This window comes from Paenibacillus foliorum (assembly GCF_013141765.1).
GTDB classification, from domain to species: Bacteria; Bacillota; Bacilli; order Paenibacillales; family NBRC-103111; genus Paenibacillus_S; species Paenibacillus_S foliorum.
In genome coordinates this window covers 1-20054 of record NZ_WHOD01000098.1, presented here as the reverse complement: position 1 = coordinate 20054, position 20054 = coordinate 1, and the positions used below count along the sequence as shown (strand labels likewise).

General features: G+C 46.8%; 16 protein-coding genes and 1 riboswitch. Of the genes, 2 read left to right on the top strand and 14 right to left on the bottom strand.

Annotated features, from left to right (window positions below):
* Positions 1 to 147: 147 nt before the first annotated feature.
* The gene (locus tag GC093_RS25380) at positions 148 to 1011 is read left to right on the top strand and encodes an AraC family transcriptional regulator (RefSeq protein WP_216624804.1); all 864 of its coding nucleotides are present in this window, start codon (positions 148 to 150) and stop codon (positions 1009 to 1011) included.
* A gap of 322 nt (positions 1012 to 1333) precedes the next feature.
* On the opposite strand, the gene GC093_RS25375 is transcribed toward GC093_RS25380, so the two are convergent.
* From GC093_RS25375 to GC093_RS25350, 6 genes are all read right to left on the bottom strand, one after another.
* Positions 1334 to 1648, bottom strand: coding sequence for a DUF2325 domain-containing protein (locus GC093_RS25375; protein WP_171654712.1), 315 nt, complete (start codon positions 1646 to 1648; stop codon positions 1334 to 1336).
* Between the two features lie 285 nt (positions 1649 to 1933).
* Positions 1934 to 3880, bottom strand: coding sequence for a dihydroorotate dehydrogenase (locus tag GC093_RS25370; RefSeq protein ID WP_171654711.1), 1947 nt, complete (start codon positions 3878 to 3880; stop codon positions 1934 to 1936).
* Positions 3881 to 4202: 322 nt separating this feature from the next.
* On the bottom strand, positions 4203 to 4979 hold the full coding sequence (locus GC093_RS25365) for a TspO-related membrane protein (RefSeq protein WP_171654710.1): 777 nt from the start codon (positions 4977 to 4979) through the stop codon (positions 4203 to 4205).
* A 248-nt stretch (positions 4980 to 5227) separates the two neighbouring features.
* Positions 5228 to 6142, bottom strand: coding sequence for a TRM11 family SAM-dependent methyltransferase (locus tag GC093_RS25360; RefSeq protein WP_312886608.1), 915 nt, complete (start codon positions 6140 to 6142; stop codon positions 5228 to 5230).
* Between the two features lie 153 nt (positions 6143 to 6295).
* Positions 6296 to 9118 (bottom strand): fibronectin type III domain-containing protein, encoded by a 2823-nt coding sequence (locus GC093_RS25355; RefSeq protein ID WP_171654709.1) that lies wholly within the window; start codon positions 9116 to 9118, stop codon positions 6296 to 6298.
* Between the two features lie 354 nt (positions 9119 to 9472).
* A complete protein-coding gene (locus GC093_RS25350) occupies positions 9473 to 10249 on the bottom strand; it encodes a C40 family peptidase (RefSeq protein WP_171654708.1) in 777 nt (258 codons plus the stop codon).
* A 152-nt stretch (positions 10250 to 10401) separates the two neighbouring features.
* Between GC093_RS25350 and GC093_RS25345 the strand changes: the two genes are divergently transcribed.
* Positions 10402 to 10737 (top strand): hypothetical protein, encoded by a 336-nt coding sequence (locus GC093_RS25345; RefSeq protein WP_171654707.1) that lies wholly within the window; start codon positions 10402 to 10404, stop codon positions 10735 to 10737.
* On the opposite strand, the gene GC093_RS25340 is transcribed toward GC093_RS25345, so the two are convergent.
* From GC093_RS25340 to GC093_RS25305, 8 genes are all read right to left on the bottom strand, one after another.
* Positions 10703 to 11212: a metallophosphoesterase gene (locus tag GC093_RS25340; RefSeq protein ID WP_171654706.1), complete on the bottom strand. Its 510-nt coding sequence runs from the start codon at positions 11210 to 11212 to the stop codon at positions 10703 to 10705. The genes GC093_RS25345 and GC093_RS25340 overlap by 35 nt on opposite strands.
* Positions 11213 to 11225: 13 nt before the next feature.
* Positions 11226 to 11903: a thiaminase II gene (tenA, locus tag GC093_RS25335; protein WP_171654705.1), complete on the bottom strand. Its 678-nt coding sequence runs from the start codon at positions 11901 to 11903 to the stop codon at positions 11226 to 11228.
* A 45-nt stretch (positions 11904 to 11948) separates the two neighbouring features.
* On the bottom strand, positions 11949 to 13223 hold the full coding sequence (locus tag GC093_RS25330; protein WP_171654704.1) for an acetylornithine deacetylase: 1275 nt from the start codon (positions 13221 to 13223) through the stop codon (positions 11949 to 11951).
* A 157-nt stretch (positions 13224 to 13380) separates the two neighbouring features.
* Positions 13381 to 13487: riboswitch (TPP riboswitch) on the bottom strand.
* 84 nt (positions 13488 to 13571) lie between these two features.
* Positions 13572 to 14384, bottom strand: a complete 813-nt coding sequence (locus GC093_RS25325; protein WP_171654703.1) for a carbohydrate ABC transporter permease — start codon at positions 14382 to 14384, stop codon at positions 13572 to 13574.
* A 20-nt stretch (positions 14385 to 14404) separates the two neighbouring features.
* Positions 14405 to 15295, bottom strand: a complete 891-nt coding sequence (locus tag GC093_RS25320) for a carbohydrate ABC transporter permease (protein ID WP_171654702.1) — start codon at positions 15293 to 15295, stop codon at positions 14405 to 14407.
* A gap of 155 nt (positions 15296 to 15450) precedes the next feature.
* On the bottom strand, positions 15451 to 16779 hold the full coding sequence (locus tag GC093_RS25315) for an ABC transporter substrate-binding protein (protein ID WP_171654701.1): 1329 nt from the start codon (positions 16777 to 16779) through the stop codon (positions 15451 to 15453).
* A 126-nt stretch (positions 16780 to 16905) separates the two neighbouring features.
* Entirely contained in the window at positions 16906 to 17697 is a 792-nt protein-coding gene (locus GC093_RS25310) for an HAD-IIA family hydrolase (RefSeq protein WP_312886609.1), read from the bottom strand.
* A 764-nt stretch (positions 17698 to 18461) separates the two neighbouring features.
* Positions 18462 to 20054 (bottom strand): S-layer homology domain-containing protein (locus GC093_RS25305; protein WP_171654699.1); only part of this gene is annotated, 1593 nt, incomplete at its 5' end.

Here is a 20054-nt window from a genome sequence, read left to right as displayed (position 1 = left end):
AATGGATAGGAATACAATTACTAATTCGAGTGGCGTTATTCATAGAATAACAAATTTTTATGATGTACAGTTATATTTGATTGTGTCAAAATAGTACTGTATTGCGATGTTTTTATAACTTTTGGAGAGGATGCGGTTACATTGCTGTTGGCACAATTTCAACTGGATAAAAACCCGTTTTATCTTCAATATAAAAATTACTGCGAGGAGTACAAAAGTTTCTATCATTACCATCAGGGCATCGAGTTGCTGATCGTTCACCGCGGCCGGGGCCATGCAGTATTAAATCAAAAGATGTATACTCTGGAAGCAGGAAGCATACTGTGCCTTCAGCCGTTCCAGCTGCATCGGGTGCATTTTGAAGTTAGCAAAGATTCTCCCTATGAACGCTCCTTACTAAAATTTGAACCTACGGCCTTAGTAGCCTATATAAAAATGTTCCCTGCCGTAAACCGATTTTTTGAGCATTTATGGAAAGGGACTCTTACTAATCAAGTGATTACTACAAATGAATCCGACGATGCGTTTATTCTGCAAATTCTTAGTCACTTCTTCGACAAACACTTGAGCCAATCAGACACAGAATATTACGAGGCAGCATCGCTGATGACCATCCAAATATTAGACCGTATCCGCAGATTATGGCACGAAACTGCACTTACAGAGAACGCTCCCATCCGTTCTGAACGTCACTCTGAGAAAATCATGCAATGGATTGAAATGAATTATACAGCTCCGTTTGTTCTTGAAATTTTGGCTAATGAGCTGCATTTATCCAAGCACCATGTCTCTCATCTATTCAGCTCTGAAACAGGCAGCAGTATTACCGACTACATCATGTCCCGACGAATCCGTCAAGCCTGCTGGCTGTTGAACACCGAAACAACCCCAATCGAACAAGTTGGAGTTAGTGTGGGAATTCCTAATTTCTCGTATTTTTGCAGATTGTTTAAAAAAATTACCGGATTTTCGCCCCTTCAATACCGCTCTCAATCATTTATGCAGAAATAAATTGCTCTTGAGATAATGAGCCAACCTTGGGGGAATTAAGATGTAGAGCTGACAGGGAGAAATCAGTGGACAAGATCTAAAAGTAAACTTTAATGAGGGATTTTATGGAGGAGGTAGCCATTGGTGTGATGGCTTAGGCATGCCTATAATCACTTCATTGCTAACGGGAATCGACCATCGTCATACAGCAATACAACGAACGCCCAGGATTCGAGAGCGTTATAAATAGCATACGCATACCTGTTTCCCATGTCCAGACAGACCGTACAGCCCATATTCTAGGGTCTGAGGCTACTGCTTGGACATGATTGGAGAGCAAAAATTAGTGTTTAGTATTTTTAGCTAACTCACATTCCATAGTGCAGGAGCATAAAGCCTTTTGAACCGAGCACCAGGATCTTTTAGCATAGTATATCGGAACATCCTGTTCCTTCGCTTGTTGTTTAATTACCTTAGTCAAGTTGTGATTGATATAGTCGGTCAGCACCAGCACGGCATTGATCCGGTCGGGAATTCCTTTACGAACCATCTGACATTTGCGTCCTGACATATGCATGACCTCATCAAAGCCTATATTGGCTAATTGCTCTGGCATATTTCCTAAATGATCGGCCCCTACTACCAAAATCGCCGGCATGTACATTCCTCCTAAGGGTTTCGCTTCAGCAAAACCAGCATCGTAAGCATTTTCCGGCAAACCAGTATCATTAGCTTGATATGTATACTTGCTCGCAAATATTGCTTACACATTAAATGATAATGGTTATCATTATCATTGTCAAGATCTGCTTTGATCATGTCCAAAATAAAACAAAAAACACCCTTTTCTGGTTCGAGATTTGGTCACACTCTCTTACCACTGTAGAAGGATGCTTTTTTTCAGCTTGATTATGGTCAGTCGGCCTATTAAATATTGCTTTAGCTAATTTTCGCCTGTGATATCCCTGCGCTTTTGTTGATACATCAAATATGGATAGAGTAGAATCAAGCCGATTACATAGACAAGAAAGGCAAAATAAGCAGGGAACAGATGAATGAAATCCGTGTAGTTAATATGCCAATGTACACTGAAGCCTGCAATAAAGCCGGGCATGCCTCCGATCAAGAAGGTCCACCACAACCAGCGCCTGCCTTGGTTTACTCCCCATAGCGCCGCAGTTAATATAGATAACGCGCTAGAAAATAAGGCTCCGCCGAAGCCTGCCCTGTCATGTGCAATAAGAGGCAGCAGCCTTTCATTGATCGCTTGCAGCATTTCTGGTGATGCACATAAATATGCTAGATCCTGCGGGACAAACACCTTCGTTATCCCAACGATGGCAATAACTACACCTCCGATAGCCAGCGAGAAGCCCAGCACAACAAACATCAGCTGTCCCCATTGGGCTTGCTTCCAAAGCCGATCATTCAACACATTCGGGGGATCATAGGAGGGCAGATCCACATTTCTTCGCATTGACAGTATAAACATAGGTAGTAGAATAGCCGCAGCCAGTGCGTGAAGCGGATCAAAGTAACCATAGCCCAAATATAGAAAAAAACTGCTGAACCCGACCAAGCAAGGGGTCATTAGCGCTGTTTTAGCCCAATGGATACCCTTGCGAAGACCATACCGCGATAACTGAAAGTACATGACACCGATAGATATCATCGTTCCTGCTAAAGTAACCCGATCATGGGACATGAATTGAAGCACGAATGGATTGGCCTCTTCCAATGCGGCTGCACCCATGCCAAGAAAAGAAACGTCATAAGGAAGGACGACGCTCGTCGCTGCAATGATCCAGGCTAGTAATCCGCCAATTATCATACCGATTCCCAGCAGGCACATCCATCCCCAGTTGAACCAGAAGGATGGATTATCTGGCGGCTTGGTATATCGGATCTGTTCATATATCACAGCTTCATTAATCCGTTTGGGAAGCCCCGGACCTGCATACACCAATCCACTGTGCAGCTGAACATAAGTGGCTCCGGCTTGCCTTAGATCAAGCGCATCCTGAGGCTCATGAACACCTCCGGTTGCAATAACAGGCATAGGTTGACCACATAATCGGCGTATGAGAGCCACCTTATCCATGCATAGCGGTTTGCTCTCTTTTCCAGTCACATACCCTTCTGCCGTTTTTCGCATATCCCCTATGACGATCCCGCTCCACCTATTTATGGGAAGCACATTCAACAACTGCTGTAGTTCCCCATTGGGGTAATCGAGCGGGATATACAGAAGCATCGGCTTCGGATCTGGAAGCGACTGTCCGGTCTTCAGAACCGCCTCTAAATACGAGGCTGTTTGCTCTACCGCTCCATTAGTGCTGCTGTGAAGCTCAATATAAAATGCGGAAGCATAGGGCGAGAGCTTCTCCATCAGCAGCCTCTGCTCCTCTAGGGCTTCCTCCAGCAGAAGTCCGGGGGCACTTCTTATACGAAACATCAACGGGAGTGAATGACCTTGATGCTTTTGCATCGCTCGTATGGTTTGGTCCAGCCCTTCATTAACGCCATCCTCGGGGTATAGGATAGCTTCCTTATCTACATCCCGCAGGATTTGTTGGTCTGAAACTGATTGTTCTATAGTAATCGGTCCAATCTCTATAAAACCGAACCCAAACTGCGCTAATGCTCTATGCGCCGTACCGCGGGTATCTAAGCCTCCTGATAACCCGACAGGATATTTCAGTGAGACCCCTGCCAGCTTTGTTTCCAGGATCGGCTCGGTTTCCATATGTCCCAACGTCCGAATCACAAAGCTCCCACTAGGAAGCCGGCTCAAGGTTCCCATCGCGTTCAACGTGAAATCACGTGCAAGCTTAGACGGCAATTGAAACAAGATAGGACGAAACAAAGTTTGATAAGACCAATCTGGCATGCTCAACACCTCAAAACTGTAAAATATATTTATAAAAGTTAAAGAGAAGCGTTTTTACTATTCGCATCATAATAACTTATGGTATTCCACAGGCAGCGTGGTTATCCTTTTTTCCAGCTAAGGATTAACGGCTGCTCCTACTTATTAAATAAGGGATACGCTTCGCTCCTCTCCCCAAATCCAACATATAAATTTAAAAAGACCGCTCCTCCAGGGACACGGCCTTCAAACAATACCACATTATCCATGCTGAAAAGACAGAAGCTTCTCAGGTCAACAAAGCACGCTAATTATTTCTAGTTTCATCGTATTCTTTTCCTTTTTACCCCACAACCGCGGAGCGGCGCCATTGAAGCTTTCTACCTGCTAATAGACAGAGAGCAAAAACAAACAATAGAATTGCCGCAGTCCCTCCCATATAAACAATCGCCGTGTTTCCATGATTCGCCACTCCTATGGCAATAAACGCCCATACAGGTACTAGAACATAAGCTGGATCATCATAAAGCCAGCCCACAGCAAGGGTAATAATTGACGCTAAAAGTATTAAAAACACAGTCCATACCGTACCTGACATGCCAAACCCATCCCAATGTGCTGCATTAAGAGCTGCTGCAGCATTTACAATAGCTGCAACGGAAATCCAACCCAGATAAATGCTGAATGGAACTTGTACCAACCATAGAATCAACGGCTCCGATGACCATCCAAGCTGTCTTGTACATAAGTAGACCGCTATTAATGAAAGTAAAAGACCCAGCATCACAAACACCGAAGCATGGATATATAAATAATGCCATACTAGAATCCAGCCCACGTTGAACAGACAGCTAACCATAAACCAGGGTCCAATGCGCTTCACCTCTGCGCGTTCCCGTACTTTTGGCAGCCATTGAACAATGACGAAGCCGATAAGCAGGGCATAAATAAGCCCCCAAATCGAAAAGGCATAAGGCGCGGGCGTAATTTGCACAGGATACATGGCCGATATTTGTCCAGTAGTTAATCCGTTGATAGGCAGCGCATCTGCAAGCCAATTCACCACAAGTACACCGAGAAGTGAAACCGTATTCAACAAGCGTTGCAAGGACTGTTTCATTAATAAAACCTCCCATCCAAATTGGTAATATAGTCCGTTAACATATGCAGTTGTTAGCAGTATATGCTTGTCCATATCGCACTATACTCGACTCTATGAATTTTTCTCATAGGGTACTATAACCTATTCGGATGATAGCTAACCTACTACGCAAAGATTCGTAGGAGCAGGTTAAATGTAAACAACCGCTGTCGAACCAGCCAATGGCTGAACGAAAGCGGTTATTTGCAAGCAGAAGGCTTACTAAGCTAAGAGCACACGAGAATATGACGCGAAAAGCTCCCTTTCTTAACGACACACCGGTCAACTATGGTAAAACCGACCTCTTGAATGGCTAAATCGATGGTATCCGTCGCGATGATCACCACTCTGCGTGCTAATCGGTGCGCGCCTTGGAGCATTGCCAGCTGCTCCTCCTGCGAAAGCTTGGAGCAAAGATTATACGGCAGATCAACAATCGCCACATCATAGCTGCCATTTAACTCTCTGATGTCTCCGATTGCCACAGTATCCGCAAATCCGTAATGCAATAAATTGGCCCGCGCGCCGCGCACCGCCAGCGGGTTGATGTCGCGACCGATAATATCGATGCCCATCGATAGTGCCTCAATTAATACGGTCCCGATGCCGCAGCAGGGATCGATTGCCTTCACACCCGCCGGCTGCGGCACGGCGATATTCGCCACTGCGCGGGCTACTCGTGTGCTTAGCGCGGTGGAATAATGCTGCGGCTTGGCATTATGCCGCAGCCATACGGCTTCGCTGCTGCGGCAATCGCCGAACAGCCAGCGGCCCTCCGCGTAAGCCACGCCGAGCAGGCGCTGCGGCTTGCGCATCTCGGCCTTGCCGCGAATACGCGCGCCAAGCTGCCGCTCAATTGCCCGCTGCTCATCATAGGCAGCAGCGCCCTCAGCTTCGACGTAAACAACCTTGAACGTCGAAGCTTCAAGCTCCAGCGCCTCTACTTGATGCGCGATCTCTTCGAGGCTGCCGCCACTGTACATCACAGCGAGCCGCTGCTTGATGAAGGGACTGCGGCTCGGGTCTATAGACCGCTCCGATTGCATATAACCGACACACGGTTCGGTTCCAAACAGAGTACGCAGCTCCAGGCTGCACAGCTCTCTCTCATCCTCATGGCATATAAATGTGTATAAATTCACTCGACTGCTCCATCCTTACTTTTCAGAAAAACATTCCCCTCCAGTTTAACATTATTGAGAACTGTTTAAAAAGTCCAAGATATATTAAACGGTGGGACAGGTTCTGCTATGTCAGGCGCTGTGTCAGTTGTATAATCGGCAATACCAATCCATTTAAGATGAAGGAACCCATTGTTCCTTGCCGTCCTTCCTATGTTCGTAGGTATGGTCGATAGATGCCTCTTGAATGAACTCGTAATTCTCATGCTGCAGTGGAACATCACTCCACTTTTGAGCTGCTCCTGACAGAGGCAGCCTGCCAAGCAGATGACTAAGGATGGTGACGGCTTCGGCGCGGGTTACAGCTTCAGCTGAATTTCGGTCTATCATTTTTCCTACCTCATCCTTAGGGATGTTTAAGCGAGCTACGATGATAGCTAATTCCGTACGGGAGACGCTTTTATCCGGTCCGAAGGCCCCATTCTCGTACCCTTGCATCAACCCCATTTTTGTCACTTTGTCAATGGCTGCTTTTCCCCAATACGAGGACTCGACATCCGTATACACTTTTGCTGCTGCTTGTTCCTCCTTACTGAATACTCGTGACAATAAGGTGGCTAGCTCAGCGCGGGAGACGCTTTTATCCGGTCTGAACGTGCCGTCAGGAAATCCCGATATATAGGCATTGTGCTGCAACACTGCAGTCACAGGAAGAATTGGTGTTACGGATACAGTTGGGGCTGACGAGATGGAAATGCCTGCTCCATTAGTCGCTGACACTGTGAACGTGTAGGCCGTTCCATTGGTCAGCCCAGTTATCGTAATCGGACTGCCAGCCCCGCTTGCCGTCAAGCCACCTGGACTGGATGTAACGGTATAGCCCGTAATGGCGCTGCTTCCATTGTTAACCGGTGGCGTAAAGCTCACAATAGCCGAACCATTTCCTGCTGACGCGCTTACTTCAGTCGGAGCGCCTGGGACTGACGCCGAAGAAGAACTTGATGACCTGGATGACGACCTTGACGGCGAGAATGGTGTGACGGATGCTGAAGCTGGTGAAGGTGCAGATAAGCCTGCTCCATTAGTTGCCGTTACCGTGAACGTGTATGACACTCCATTATTCAGCCCAGTTATCGTAATCGGACTGCCAGCCCCGCTTGCAGTGAACCCGCCCGGATTCGACGTAACGGTATATTGGGTTATCGTGCTGCTGCCGTTGTTGACAGGCGGTATAAAGCTCACTGTGGCCGATTGATTACCTGCTACTGCGCTTACCCCCGTCGGCGGATCTGGCACTATTGCCGGCGGACCTCCAGGAGACACAGAGCCTGAGGGCGCTGATGGCAACGATGTCCCCGTCTCGTTCGTCGCTGTCACCGTGAAAGTGTACGCCTTCCCATAGGTCAGCCCCGTCACCGTGATGGGACTGCCAGCTCCGCTCGCTATCAAGCCACCTGGATCGGATGTAACGGTATAGCCCGTAATGGCACTGCCCCCATTGTTAACCGGAGGTGTGAAGCTTACTGTGGCCGATTGCTTGCCCGCTACTGCGCTTATCCCTGTCGGCGGATCCGGCACTGTTGCCGTCGGACTTGGAGTTACTGGACTCGAAGGCTCGGATGGCACAGATGCTCCGGCTTCGTTCGCCGCCGTCACTGTGAATGTATATGCCATACCGTAGGTCAGTCCTGTTACAGTGATCGGACTCGCTGTCCCGCTTGCTACGAAGCCACCCGGGCTGGATGTGACCGTATAGCCCTTAATGATACCACCTCCATTATTAACTGGTGGGATAAAGCTTACCGTTGCCAAACCTTTGCCTGCAGCCGCGGTCACTCCAGTCGGCGGGTCCGGTTTAGTTATGGCCGGCTCAGTGCTGCCAGTAACCCATTTAGCAATATAACTGGCCGGGATGCCGCCTGCTACAGAGAATTGTCCGCCCACATAAATACCTGTAGCGGATTTGGTTACCGCGTAAGCAAATCCCGCCTCCACAACCGTACCAAGGCCGCCGCCTACACTATCCCACGAAGAGGTTGATCCGCTCCATTTGGCCATAAATCTGACCTCTCGAGGACCTGCATTCATGAAGACCCCGCCGGCATATACATCCACTCCAGATACGGCAATGTCATAAACCGTGTCACTTAGTCCGGTACCCAGGCTTTGCCAGGCTGATCCGTTCCATTTGGCGATGTGGCCTAGCTGAACATCTCCTGCTCCAGTAAAATGACCAGCTACGTATACATCAGTTCCGGATATCTTGATCGTTTCCACACGAACATTGAATCCATCATTGAATCCGGAGCCAACGTTATGCCAGCTTGAACCGTCCCATCTAGCAATATATTTGGCCGGACTGCCGCCCGCAGTGGTAAAGAATCCCCCTACATATATATCAGTTCCCGATACAGCGATAGCACGAACCTCACCATTGAGACCGCTCCCCAAGCTTTGCCAAGTTGATCCATTCCATTTCGCGATGTAGCTGATCGGAGTTCCTCCTGCTGAAGTGAAGGTTCCACCGGCGTATACATCGGTTCCCGATACCGCGATAGCATCGACTGTCCCTACAACACTGCTGCTCGGATTGCTGCTCAGACCACTGCCTAGGCTTTGCCAGGTTGATCCATTCCATTTGGCAATATAGCTTGCTGGACTTCCTCCAGCATTCAAGAACTGTCCCCCGACATAAACGTCGCTGCCAGAAACCGCAATGGAATGAACCGCTCCATCTACCCCTCCACCCAGACTACTCCAGGCAGATCCATCCCACTTGGCAATAAACTTCGTCAGTATCTCGCCGCTTGGGACGAAACTTCCCCCGACGTAGACATTGCTGCCGGAAACCGCGATATCATCAATTCTACCTTCCACGCCCGTACCGAGGCTTTCCCAGTAATTAGACGCATATACTTGAGTAGATGCCCATGGAAGGCTGTATTGTAGAAATATCACTGTCATAATCATGATGCTCAAATTCCGACATAAGCTCATTTTTTTCCACCTGCGGTTTTGGACGTGCATAGCATCCATTTAATTTTCAGTCCTCTCATACAAATAAAATAGTAATTGTCGAATCATTTCTCCTCTATTTACCGGTACAATATGTATACTTTCGACCTCAATATAAGATACGTTTTGTATCATGTCAAGAGTGGCTTTGTACCTAATCTGAAAAGGTAGCTTATCGCGAAAAGTGTTGTCATTGTTGAAATTTCTCGAAAAAGAGGTTCAACTGATGAGAAACGCCAAATAAGGCATCACCAACGTGATCCCCTGGAATTGGCTTTCTCGAACAACAGGTTGTGCCCATTTGAAATACCTTTAAATCATGTTACAAGTGCTTGTTCAATCAAGAACTCCACCGCCCATTACTAACCGATATTCCAAATGTTTTCCCATAATGTTGTCAATCCTGACTCCCCCTGTTTCCTTGGAAGCCGAATGAATAATCTTCCCCCCACCCAAATAAATGCCCATATGAGTGATTTGCTTTTCAGAAGCATCTAGCCCTGCATAATCGGATGCCTTATTGCCCCTAAATCTAGTAAAGAACAACAGATCGCCGCGGCGAGCTTCCTTTAAGCCCTTGTAGGTTCGCTTGGAAAACGCTGTAACATAGGCAGCTTGACTCCTTGAATCCCAAGGCAAATCCATGCCTAATGAATATAAATACACCCAGCGCGTAAAGCTCGAGCAATCGAAGGTCGATGGATCCATTCGATCAGCCCCGTACACATAAGGGGTGCCTAAATAAGTTTTCGCGGTCTCGATTATATTTTCCACGTAGCTGTCTTTAATAGGGGAAATAGCCTTATTAGGGAAAGCTTGTTCCAACGGATATCCATTCGGAGCGAGTAAATAATTCTTCTTGTTGCTTGTCTTTTCGAAAGTCCTAATCTTTGAAGGCGAAACCATTTGTTCCACGCCCAAATCCCCCACATAAAGCTCTGCATCATGTTCAATGACATTAAGATCTGACATTTTATTGTCAGATACAGGTTCTGTAACTCTTTGCGAATCATCCTGTACGGATTGCTGTTGAATTTTTGGTTTTGGTGTGGCACATCCGGAGAGCAAGGCAACACTACATAGAAATCCAATTGTTAATCTTAATTTTCGCATCATCATACCCCCTGCAAAGATAATGGGGTTAGGGTGCCAAAATTTCTCTTTTTTATTACATACAGCCCATAATTTCAAGGTTTGATCCAGCTCATGCTATAATCGAACCTACAGTAAGTAACATCTATGTTCATAAAAGGGGGTTCGCAAAAGTGGCATTCGGAATAACTAGAAAAGAACTGCAGCAGTGGAAGGACGCCGTGACGCGGGAAGAGCTTGCTTTTATTACCCATTATTGGATCGACCCGCGCTTTCCAGGTATTAAAACCGTCACCAAAGTGGGGTGTTCTCATCTCGATATTTTATCGGAATGGTGTATCGCTAATGGACTCAACCCTGCGTATATCCATCAGCGTCCTCCATATCCCCACTTTGATCTTATGGGCTTAAAGCAAATAGAAATTTTACAAAAAGAACAGCTTTGGAGCCACTTGGAACGGTTCGGCCTTACAGTTACTGCTCCTCATTCGGAACGACCAATGCTTTGATAGCTTCAAAGGAGATAGGCGTATAATCCCAATGCTCCACACAAACATTGATATATTGATTGCCTTCATATTTTTGACCGTGAATGTGACCATGGATGTTAACATAAGGCATATGCTTGTTCATATACATGGGCTCGTGCGATAGGAAGAAGAAACCTCCATAAACAATTGGATGCTCGCTCACTTCATCAAACCCTGCCTCAAGCCACCACCGTCTCGTTCTTCCCCGGTCATGATTGCCCATAATTAATATTTTATAGCCGTTGAGTTTCGACACAATACTGGCGGTCTTATCCTTGTTCAAAAAGGAGAAATCGCCCAGATGGTATACTTTATCCTCTTTGCGAACAACAGAATTCCACTTCTCAATCATCGTCTCGGTCATCTCATCCACATTGGTAAAAGGTCTGGATTCAAAATCAATAATAGAGGCATGACCAAAATGATGGTCGGAAATCAAAAATACGTTGGGCATTGGCAGCTCTCCTTTACTTTACGTGGGCTGGCCACATTTGGCGATTGTAAGACATATCCCAGAACATATATTCATAGCGTGTCGTATTCTGAAAAATCTCCTCCAGCTTGGCAAGCTCGGCTTCAGATTTCCCTTCCGCTAAACGATCCATCAGCCCGATGCACCACCGTGCCAAGGAGCCGAATTCATCCGAGCTGTACATGCTGACCCACTCTCCATAAAATTCATGATCAGCGGAACCCGGAATTTGGTTCAGCTCTTTACCAATCTCCCAATAGCTCCACATGCACGGAAGCAGTGCAGCAGTCAGGTCGGCGAGCGAACCATTCTGTGCTACATGAAGCATGTAATGCGAATACGCCAAAGTGATAGGCGAGGGCTTAGCCTGCTCCAGCTCTTCCTCCGAAATATCGAATTTAGCTGCGTAGGTACGGTGAAGCGACATTTCTTCATTCAATGTGGAATCCAAAAGCGCAGCAAATCTCCCCATGGTTTCAAGATCATTCGCTTTGATCGCCCCTAATGCAAACAGCTTCGCATAATCAATCAAATATAAGTAGTCCTGGATCATGTAAAAACGGAATTTCTCCTTATCCAGCGTCCCCTTACCCAGCTCCTGCACAAAAGGATGCTCAAAGGTTTGACGCCATTCCAGGTGGAACTTTTCCAGTAAATGTTCGGTAAATTTCATGCTGCTTCCTCCAATTCTAATAGTAACTATAACTAATGCAAATGATTATTTTCTTGTATGACCCCACTCATAAATAAACTTCAGGATGACTTTGGTGAAATGGATCAGCTGCTCAATAGAAACCTGCTCATTGACCGCATGCGCATTTTGCAAATCCCCTGGACCATATATGGCCGCAGGGATGCCTGCATCTCCGAACCAACCTCCATCCGTTACGGTAGGCGAAACATCGACAATTGCTTGTTCGCGAACAACGCTTTCGTGCGAGCTCATTAATGTAAGCACAGCGGAATGATTCGCGTCTACTTCCAGAGAAGGAAAGATTTCACCACGGTCCTCAATCATTGAAGACCCTCCCCATTCAAACTGCGGCGGATTCTCTCTCAGCCATATATCACCTTCAGCCACCTGTAGAATGTGCGCTTCGATTTCCTTCGCTACCTGCTCGTAGGTTTCATTCGGATAAAAATGGACGGTAATCCACAACCGACATTCATCGGCAATAAAAGCAGCATGTCTGCCTCCCTCAATGACAGCAGGATTGATCGTATTGGTTCCAGGTGCATACCCCGGGTAGCTCTTCATGACCGCCCAGTGCCTTTCCAATTCCTGGAGCCCCTGAATGACCTTCATCATTTTCTCAATTGCGTTCGCGCCGAACAGCTTGCCTCCCGGATGAATCATACTTTTTCTGGTGGCATCATGGAAGGTCTGCTTGCTTTTTACAGTTATCCAACCGGTTATGACGCCGCCCTGACCTTGAATATGTAAGTCACTCGTATCGACCACAACTGCGAAATCTGCACTATAGCCGCGTTTACAGCATTCCAGCGTTCCCGCTTCTCCTACTTCCTCACCAATTACGGATTGAAATGTGAGATCCCCCGGGAGCTCGATACCGGCCTCATGCAGCAGTTGAATAGCGAACAACGCGCCGGCCAGACCGCCTTTCATGTCCGAAGCGCCGCGCCCGATAATAACCCCGTCTCTTACTATCGGCGTGAACGGTTCCTTCTCCCATGGCTCGTCCTCATTAACCTCTGCTACATCCACATGACCGTTGATAATGAGACTCTTATAGGTATCCCCTGCCTGCCCCTTTAACACGCCAACGACATTAGGATCTCCAGGGTACACATCCCATTTATCTATTGCAAAGCCCTTATCTTGTAAAAAAGATGCGATAAACTGCTGGGCTTCCTCCGTATTACGGGCAGGTGGAGCCGGTGTACGGAATTGAATTAACCGCTCTAACAGACCAATCAGCTCATCTTGACGATCATCGACTTGCCGGATCAACAGGTCCAACTGCTCTTTCATAGCATGTTCTCCTCCTAAAAGTTTTTGCATAAGCAAAAGCTTTCTTCATAAGCTTCCCGCTTAGCTTTTCCATAGAAAAGCCATCAAAGTATGCCCAGCCGCACAATAGCAAATAAACCGCTTCCGAATGAAAGCGGCTAATTGCATAGACAACCCCATGCAAGTACAGCCACTTCCCTTCGCCGGCATTATCCGGATCAGGTATTGAAGGGTTAAGACTTTAGGTCGTCTCTCTCAGCTTAAACAGCACCCCTAGTGTTCAATAAATATTCAATTAGCGGTTATTTAGATAGTACCATACGAGTACTTGCTAACTCAAACTTCAGCCATATTCATGATCTCTTAGATTTATTTAATTCCCGAATGGATGAAGCTGTTCATAAACTGACGCTGGAACAGCAGAAATCCGACCATTAGCGGGGCAATAACCAACAGTGTGGCTGCACTGACCTCCGTCCATTGAGCGCCAATCTCATAGGATTGGGCGAATATCGCAAGTCCCACGGTCAAGGGCCTGTTTTCAACCGAATTCGTTACAATGAGCGGCCACAAAAAGTTGTTCCAATGAGTACTGACCGAGATTAGTCCAAACGCAATATAAGAGGGGCGAGACAATGGAAAATAAATTCTCCAAAGAATCTGCCACTTGGAATAGCCCTCTATCATGGCGGCTTCATCCAGCTCCGGCGGGATTGTCATGAACATTTGACGCAGCAGGAAAATGCCAAAGGCTGAGGCAAAATAAGGTATCATAATACCAAGCTTCGTATCGAGCAGCGACAATTCCTTCAGAACCGTGTAGTTTGGAAAAATTAGCACATCCGCCGGAACCATAATTTGCACGAGAAACAACAGAAATACTAAGCTTTTGGCATAAAATTTAACTCGGGCAAAAGCAAAAGCAGCCATCGTAGCGGTAATCATCTGCACACCAAAGATACACACGACGATAATAACGGTATTGATGTAATATTGGGTGAACGGCGCAGCAGACCATACAGTGGCAAAGTTTTGGAGTGTAAACTCCATCGAAAACGAGGGCGAGAGCGCGATCTGCTTGGGACGGAATGCCGTCACCGTCATCCAAAGCAGCGGTACAAGCCACAATGCAGCGAATATATATAGGAGCCAGCGGCTAATGTTCAATTTCGATAGCAGCATAAGAATCGCCTTTCTTTTTCTTAATGATAATGAATTTTTTTATCCAAACCAAAGAAATTCAAAGCAGCAAACAGCAGCAGAACCGCAATCATCACCACAGTCAAGGTGGAGGCCACGCCCTGATCCCAGAAGCTGAAGGCCGTTTCGTAAATATAATAGAGTAGCAAATTACTCGCGTTGTTCGGCCCGCCTTTGGTCATAATCATCAAATGATCTACCAGCTTGAACGAGTTCGTCAACGCCACAATAGTTACAAACAAGGTAGTCGGCATCAGCAGGGGAAACGTGATTTTGCGAAATACCGTCCATCGCCCTACACCGTCCACATGAGCCGATTCATATAGATCGGGGGAAATATTTTGCAGCCCAGCCAAATAAAATATCATGAAATAGCCGGCTTCCTTCCAAATCACCATAAAAACCATCGCCCACATAACCATCTGAGGAGATCCTAGCCAGTTGATATCGCCAGCACTAAAGCTTTTCATTACTCTGCTCAACAATCCGTATTGCGGTGTATAAATAAACAACCAAATATTGGCAACAGCAATCATAGGTATCATGGTAGGGTAGAAAAAGGCAGTACGTACCAAGCCAGTCCCCCGAAGTGCTTTATTAGCGAAAATCGCCATCAGAATAGCAAGACTAATTGAGGTGGGCACTGTTCCCAGCGCAAACCAGAAATTGTTGTACATCACCTTCCAGAATATCTCGTCATCCAACAGATTCGAATAATTATCCAAACCTATAAACAGAGGCACCTGAGTAGCCAAATCAGCTTGGTAAAGGCTTAGGCGGATCGTCTTGGCAATCGGGTAAAAGGTGAACAGGAACAAAAAGATTAACGAAGGCAAAAGCAGCAGCCATGCAAAAACGTTCGTTTTCCAAAGGTTTAATTTTGTGACGCCCAAGGGGGAGCCTCCTTCTTACATAAGTGTCTAAATTCTATATACCGTATCCATCTGAGTTAAGAGAAGAACAGGAGCACACACGGGGGTGGGTGCTTCAATGGCATTTACCTAAGCTCAGCCATACCCTCAAGGTGCTCCCCCAATTCATTGGTATCTTACTTATTAAATGGAGCCAAAGCTTTATCTGCCTCTTCTTGTGCTTTCTGCAAAGCTTCAGCAGGGGTCAGTGTGCCTGTCAGTACAGCCTGCACCTGGTCATTCAATGTTTTCATAACTTTACCGTTGTTATGTGTGGACAGCTCAGCCGATGCATATTGTAGCTGATCGCGGGCTACGAGAGCTGCCGGGAAATCAGCGGCATATTTCTTCATGCGCTCGGTTTCATAAGCCGATTTCTTCACAGCTACATAGCCGGTATCGATACTCCATTGTGCTGCGCGTTCCGTTTCGGTCATGAACTTCACAAACTTCCATGCTGCTTCCTGCTTCTTTTTGTCAATATCCTTGAAAATATAGAAATTGCCTCCGCCCGTTGGGCTGCCGAAGTTTTTATTCTTAGGAAGGAAGCCTACGCCGAAGTCGAATTTGGCATTCTTTTTTACATTAGATAGGTTTCCGGTCGTATGGTACATCATCGCTGTTTTACCTTCTAAGAAATCGGAAGGCACGGTTCCCCAATCGGTAACTCCCTCAGGCATCGATTTGTCCTTCTTGGACAAGTCGCTCCAATATTGCATTCCCTCTACATTCTCAGGCGTGTTGAACATGACCTTTTTGCCATCCTCAGTCATCAGGTTTTTACCATTTTGCAAGGCAAAAGTTTGAAGCATCCAGTACCCATAGCCGGTTACAGGGATTTCTAGACCCCAAGTGCCGTTCTTAGTCAGCTTCTTGGCGTAGTCCTTCATTTCTGCCCACGTTTGCGGCGCCTTCTCAGGATCGAGACCCGCTTCCTTGAATAGTGCCTTGTTATAATAAAGAACGATAGTGCTGCGTTGGAAAGGGATACTGTATGTATTGCCGCCAGTTTGAGAGTTAGACATGAACGCCGGGTAGAAATCAGAAAGGTATTTGTCTCCGCCTTCTTTGGCAATGAAATCATTCAATGGAATAACGGCATTCATATCCAGCAAGCTGAATAGCTCTGTCGATTGCAACACGGCCACATCAGGGGGTTGTTTGCTTTGTACTCCAGCTTGCGTCTTCACAGCGGTATCTGCATAGCTTCCTGTGTAGACAGGCTTCACCGTAATATTAGGATTCTGACTTGTGAATTCTTTGGCCATAAGCTCAATTGTAGACGTCAAAGGCCCTCCAACTGCGATTGGGTAATAGAAGGTTAGCTCAACCTTCTCTTCTGTCTTGGTTTCAGCAGGAGCCGCTGCAGGTGAAGCGGTATTAGGCACGGAAGCCGTTTTGCCGCAAGCAGCAAGTGTGGTGCAGCATAAAGCGATACTAATCATTTTGGTTGTAAGGGAACGCATGGAATTCTCTCCTTTAAAAATAGTTTGGTATGCAGGCTTGCTCCACTGCGTGCTTATCCACTACCACTGTAACAGACAAATGTAAAGCAGCTATTACAGCAGTGTGAAGCAAGGTTAAATACATCATCAATTGGCTGCTTGATACCTCAATACGAAATCATTAAGTGAAGACCATACATAATCCGGTTTAATCGGAGATAGCTTCATATCGTTCTCGGAGGTGACCCCTGTAAGCACTAATGCTGTACGAAGACCATTGTTTGCTCCGAACAAAATGTCGGTCTCCAGCCTGTCACCAACCATAAGACAACGCTCGCCAGGAAGCCCGCTTCTCTCCAGCACCTTGGTACCGTAGTACTTCGATGGCTTGCCAATTACCGCTGTCGCTGCAACACAGCTCGCTGTTTCAATCGCTTTTACCATCGACCATGTGTCAGGGATGAGATCGCCGACCACTGGACAATTCGGGTCAGGATTAGCTGCTATCAGAGTCGCTCCATTGCGCACAGCTTTCATCGCTTGATGCAGCTTGTCGTAGTTGAAGCTCATGTCCATGCCAACAAGCACATGGGTAGCTGCTAATGGATCCGTCGTATGCTGAAGCTTTTGCTCCTCCAGTTCATGGATCAGCGCCAACTCTCCTACTACTAACACGACTGGCTCATGGTGACTTTCACGCAAGTAAAGCGCCGAGGTGAATGCCGCCGTAATTATCTCGTCCAGATACACCTCAAGACCCAGCTTCTGAAGACGAACCTGACATTCTCTTCTCGTTCGTGTTGTCGTGTTGGTGAGGAATAGGATCTTCTTGTCTGCTTGACGCAGCACCTTAAGAGTCTCTAGAACACCTGGAAGCAGTTGTTCTTCCAGCAAAACCGTTCCATCCAAGTCAAAAAAATAGCCTTCAAAATCGATCACATCCGACAATGTCTGTGCCCCTCCTGTAAACAAGAATAGTCGGCTTAACTGTCCTTAGCGGACCGTCCACGTTTGTCCATGTTGATACAAAACATCAAGCCGTAAAACTTATACCTCCTGAACAACAGCACAAAAAACCCTCTATCCATCAAACGGCTGCACTCGCCTAAACAGGCTGTCCGTCTGCTGCATAAAAGGGTTTTCTCCTCATCTCGTACCCTTGTTATCCAATTGTTTCTTACTTCCATACTATAACAACCGAATGTTATCTTACGATCAAACACGCGTAAATGTTTTGTAAATGTGTCAAGAAACCGGATCCATGGAGATCCATGTTCCTCCGTCTGCCAATCACCGTTTGAGCGGCACTTCACACTCTTAACGGCTAACTCTTAACTCTTAACGCTGAAGAGGAAGAGAGATGCTCTATTTAAATATGTAAACGATATCATTCGAGTGAAACGGAACGTGGATCACTTATTTGCTTGAAATAGAGCAATTTCTCGTCATTACAAACGAAATAACGCACCGTAGTTCCGTCGACTTCATGAATTCGATGGGATATACGCAAATAGCGGAACTACGTTCCGCTTGCTAGAGCTAGTGAGTGCTATTGATCCCAAAGATAAAGCATGATTGATGATAGAGTTCATAATGTCCACGGCCTCACGGCCACTATGGGAGAATTTCTAAAAAAACTGCCTGGGCTCTCAAAGTACATACAGAGAGCCAGGCAGTTTTTTTAACTAGAGAGCATGAAGCTGCTAGTTAATAAAGTTAACTTTGCTTAAGAAGCGTTTCAACAATACGACCGATTGTGCACGAGTGGCATGGCTGCCTGATTCCAAGGTGTCAGTCGTCATGCCGTTCATCAGTCCTGACTGGATGGCTGCAGCAATCTCCGATTTCGCCCAAACGATTTTGCCTGCATCCTTGAATGGTGCCAGGATATCCCCGAGCTTACTTTGGGCTTGGGTAATCCCTGTATCAACACCCACGTAAGTCATCGCGCGAATAATCATCGCCGCCTGTTCCTCACGTGTGATTTCTTTATTCGGACGGAATGCACCATCCTCATAGCCGCTTATAATGCCTGCGGACACAGCTGTTGCCACTGCTTCTGCATACCAGTCAGCGTCTTTTACATCGCTGAAGCTTGCTTTTGCAGCCGCAGGATCCATCGCTAATGCTCGGACCAGCAGCGCTGCAAATTCCGCCCGCGTGATAGGGCGGTCCGCTTCGAAACGGTTATCGCTCACTCCATCAACGACGAGCTTATTCGCTAACAACTTAATGTCTTCCTTGGCCCAGTGATTCGCTAGATCAGCGAAGGATTTGTTATTTTCTACTATAGTATACACACTGTTCCCATTACGTTTAATCGTAGCTGTTGTAATCCCGTCCTTCGTAAAGAAGAGGGTTGGCACGAATCTAAGCTGATTTGATCCCGGCATAATCCGTACGCCTGTCGCTTTCTTGGGATCAATCGTCTTATTTACAGCAATTTCTCTAGATACATACGTAGAACCTAAGGTAACGCGTACCGATTGCCCTGCTTTGTTAACTGCTTCCACTTCAAAATGTATGGCATCGGCTGCTTGCTTGCCGCCTAATGCTGCTATAGCGCCTTGAACTTCAGCTGCATCGCTGCCATTTAGTTTCTGAAGTGTAAATCGGATGGACATGTCATCCACGCTCACTCCCAGCTGCTGTGCCAAAGCCTCAAGCTTCAATAAGGATAAAGGCAGCGTATAGGTCGCATTATCACTCGCAACAACCAGCAGCTTGCCCGTTTCCTTGCTGGCTTCGGTAAGACTGGCCGCAGGAATCTCTATCTTATCCCCAGCTAATTTTACCTGTACCTTGGAATAAGCGCTAAATGCTTCCTTAAGCTCGGAGGAATCCACCTTGCCATCTTTGGCTTTAATTAGATCAGTCGGAACGGCTGGTTGACTGACATCCGTGCCCGTTGAACCCGTACCACTGCCCTTGCTGTGATTTCCACTCCTCCCTGTAGAAGGTACTGCACTTGCTTGATTCGAATTCGCACTTTGCCCTGCTGTATTACTTGCTGTCACCACATAATAATAAGTCGTTCCGTTCGTTAAGCCTGTGTCTGTGTAAGCTGTCTCACTGACATTACTTGCTATTACCGTATATGAGCCCCCGCTCACAGTACTGCGTTTCACGGTGTAATAAGTGGCTCCTGTTACACTGCTCCAGCCCAATGTTGCTTGAGCATTGCCTGCTGCTGCCGTCAATCCAGTTGGAGCTGCTGGAATCGTAATCCCTTCAGCTGGAGTTACGCTGACTTGCGATGCGTTCGCGCTTTCGCCGCTCGCGTTCCCTGCTGATAC

Excerpts from the sequence above, each read along its gene's own strand:
- GC093_RS25340 (WP_171654706.1), bottom strand. The coding sequence starts at position 11,212 with ATGCCCAACGTATTTTTGATTTCCGACCATCATTTTGGTCATGCCTCT.
- GC093_RS25330 (WP_171654704.1), bottom strand. The coding sequence starts at position 13,223 with ATGAAAGAGCAGTTGGACCTGTTGATCCGGCAAGTCGATGATCGTCAA.
- GC093_RS25315 (WP_171654701.1), bottom strand. The coding sequence starts at position 16,779 with ATGCGTTCCCTTACAACCAAAATGATTAGTATCGCTTTATGCTGCACC.
- GC093_RS25350 (WP_171654708.1), bottom strand. The coding sequence starts at position 10,249 with ATGCGAAAATTAAGATTAACAATTGGATTTCTATGTAGTGTTGCCTTG.
- GC093_RS25325 (WP_171654703.1), bottom strand. The coding sequence starts at position 14,384 with ATGCTGCTATCGAAATTGAACATTAGCCGCTGGCTCCTATATATATTC.
- tenA (WP_171654705.1), bottom strand. The coding sequence starts at position 11,903 with ATGAAATTTACCGAACATTTACTGGAAAAGTTCCACCTGGAATGGCGT.
- GC093_RS25365 (WP_171654710.1), bottom strand. The coding sequence starts at position 4,979 with ATGAAACAGTCCTTGCAACGCTTGTTGAATACGGTTTCACTTCTCGGT.
- GC093_RS25375 (WP_171654712.1), bottom strand. The coding sequence starts at position 1,648 with ATGCCGGCGATTTTGGTAGTAGGGGCCGATCATTTAGGAAATATGCCA.
- GC093_RS25370 (WP_171654711.1), bottom strand. The coding sequence starts at position 3,880 with ATGCCAGATTGGTCTTATCAAACTTTGTTTCGTCCTATCTTGTTTCAA.
- GC093_RS25355 (WP_171654709.1), bottom strand. The coding sequence starts at position 9,118 with ATGAGCTTATGTCGGAATTTGAGCATCATGATTATGACAGTGATATTT.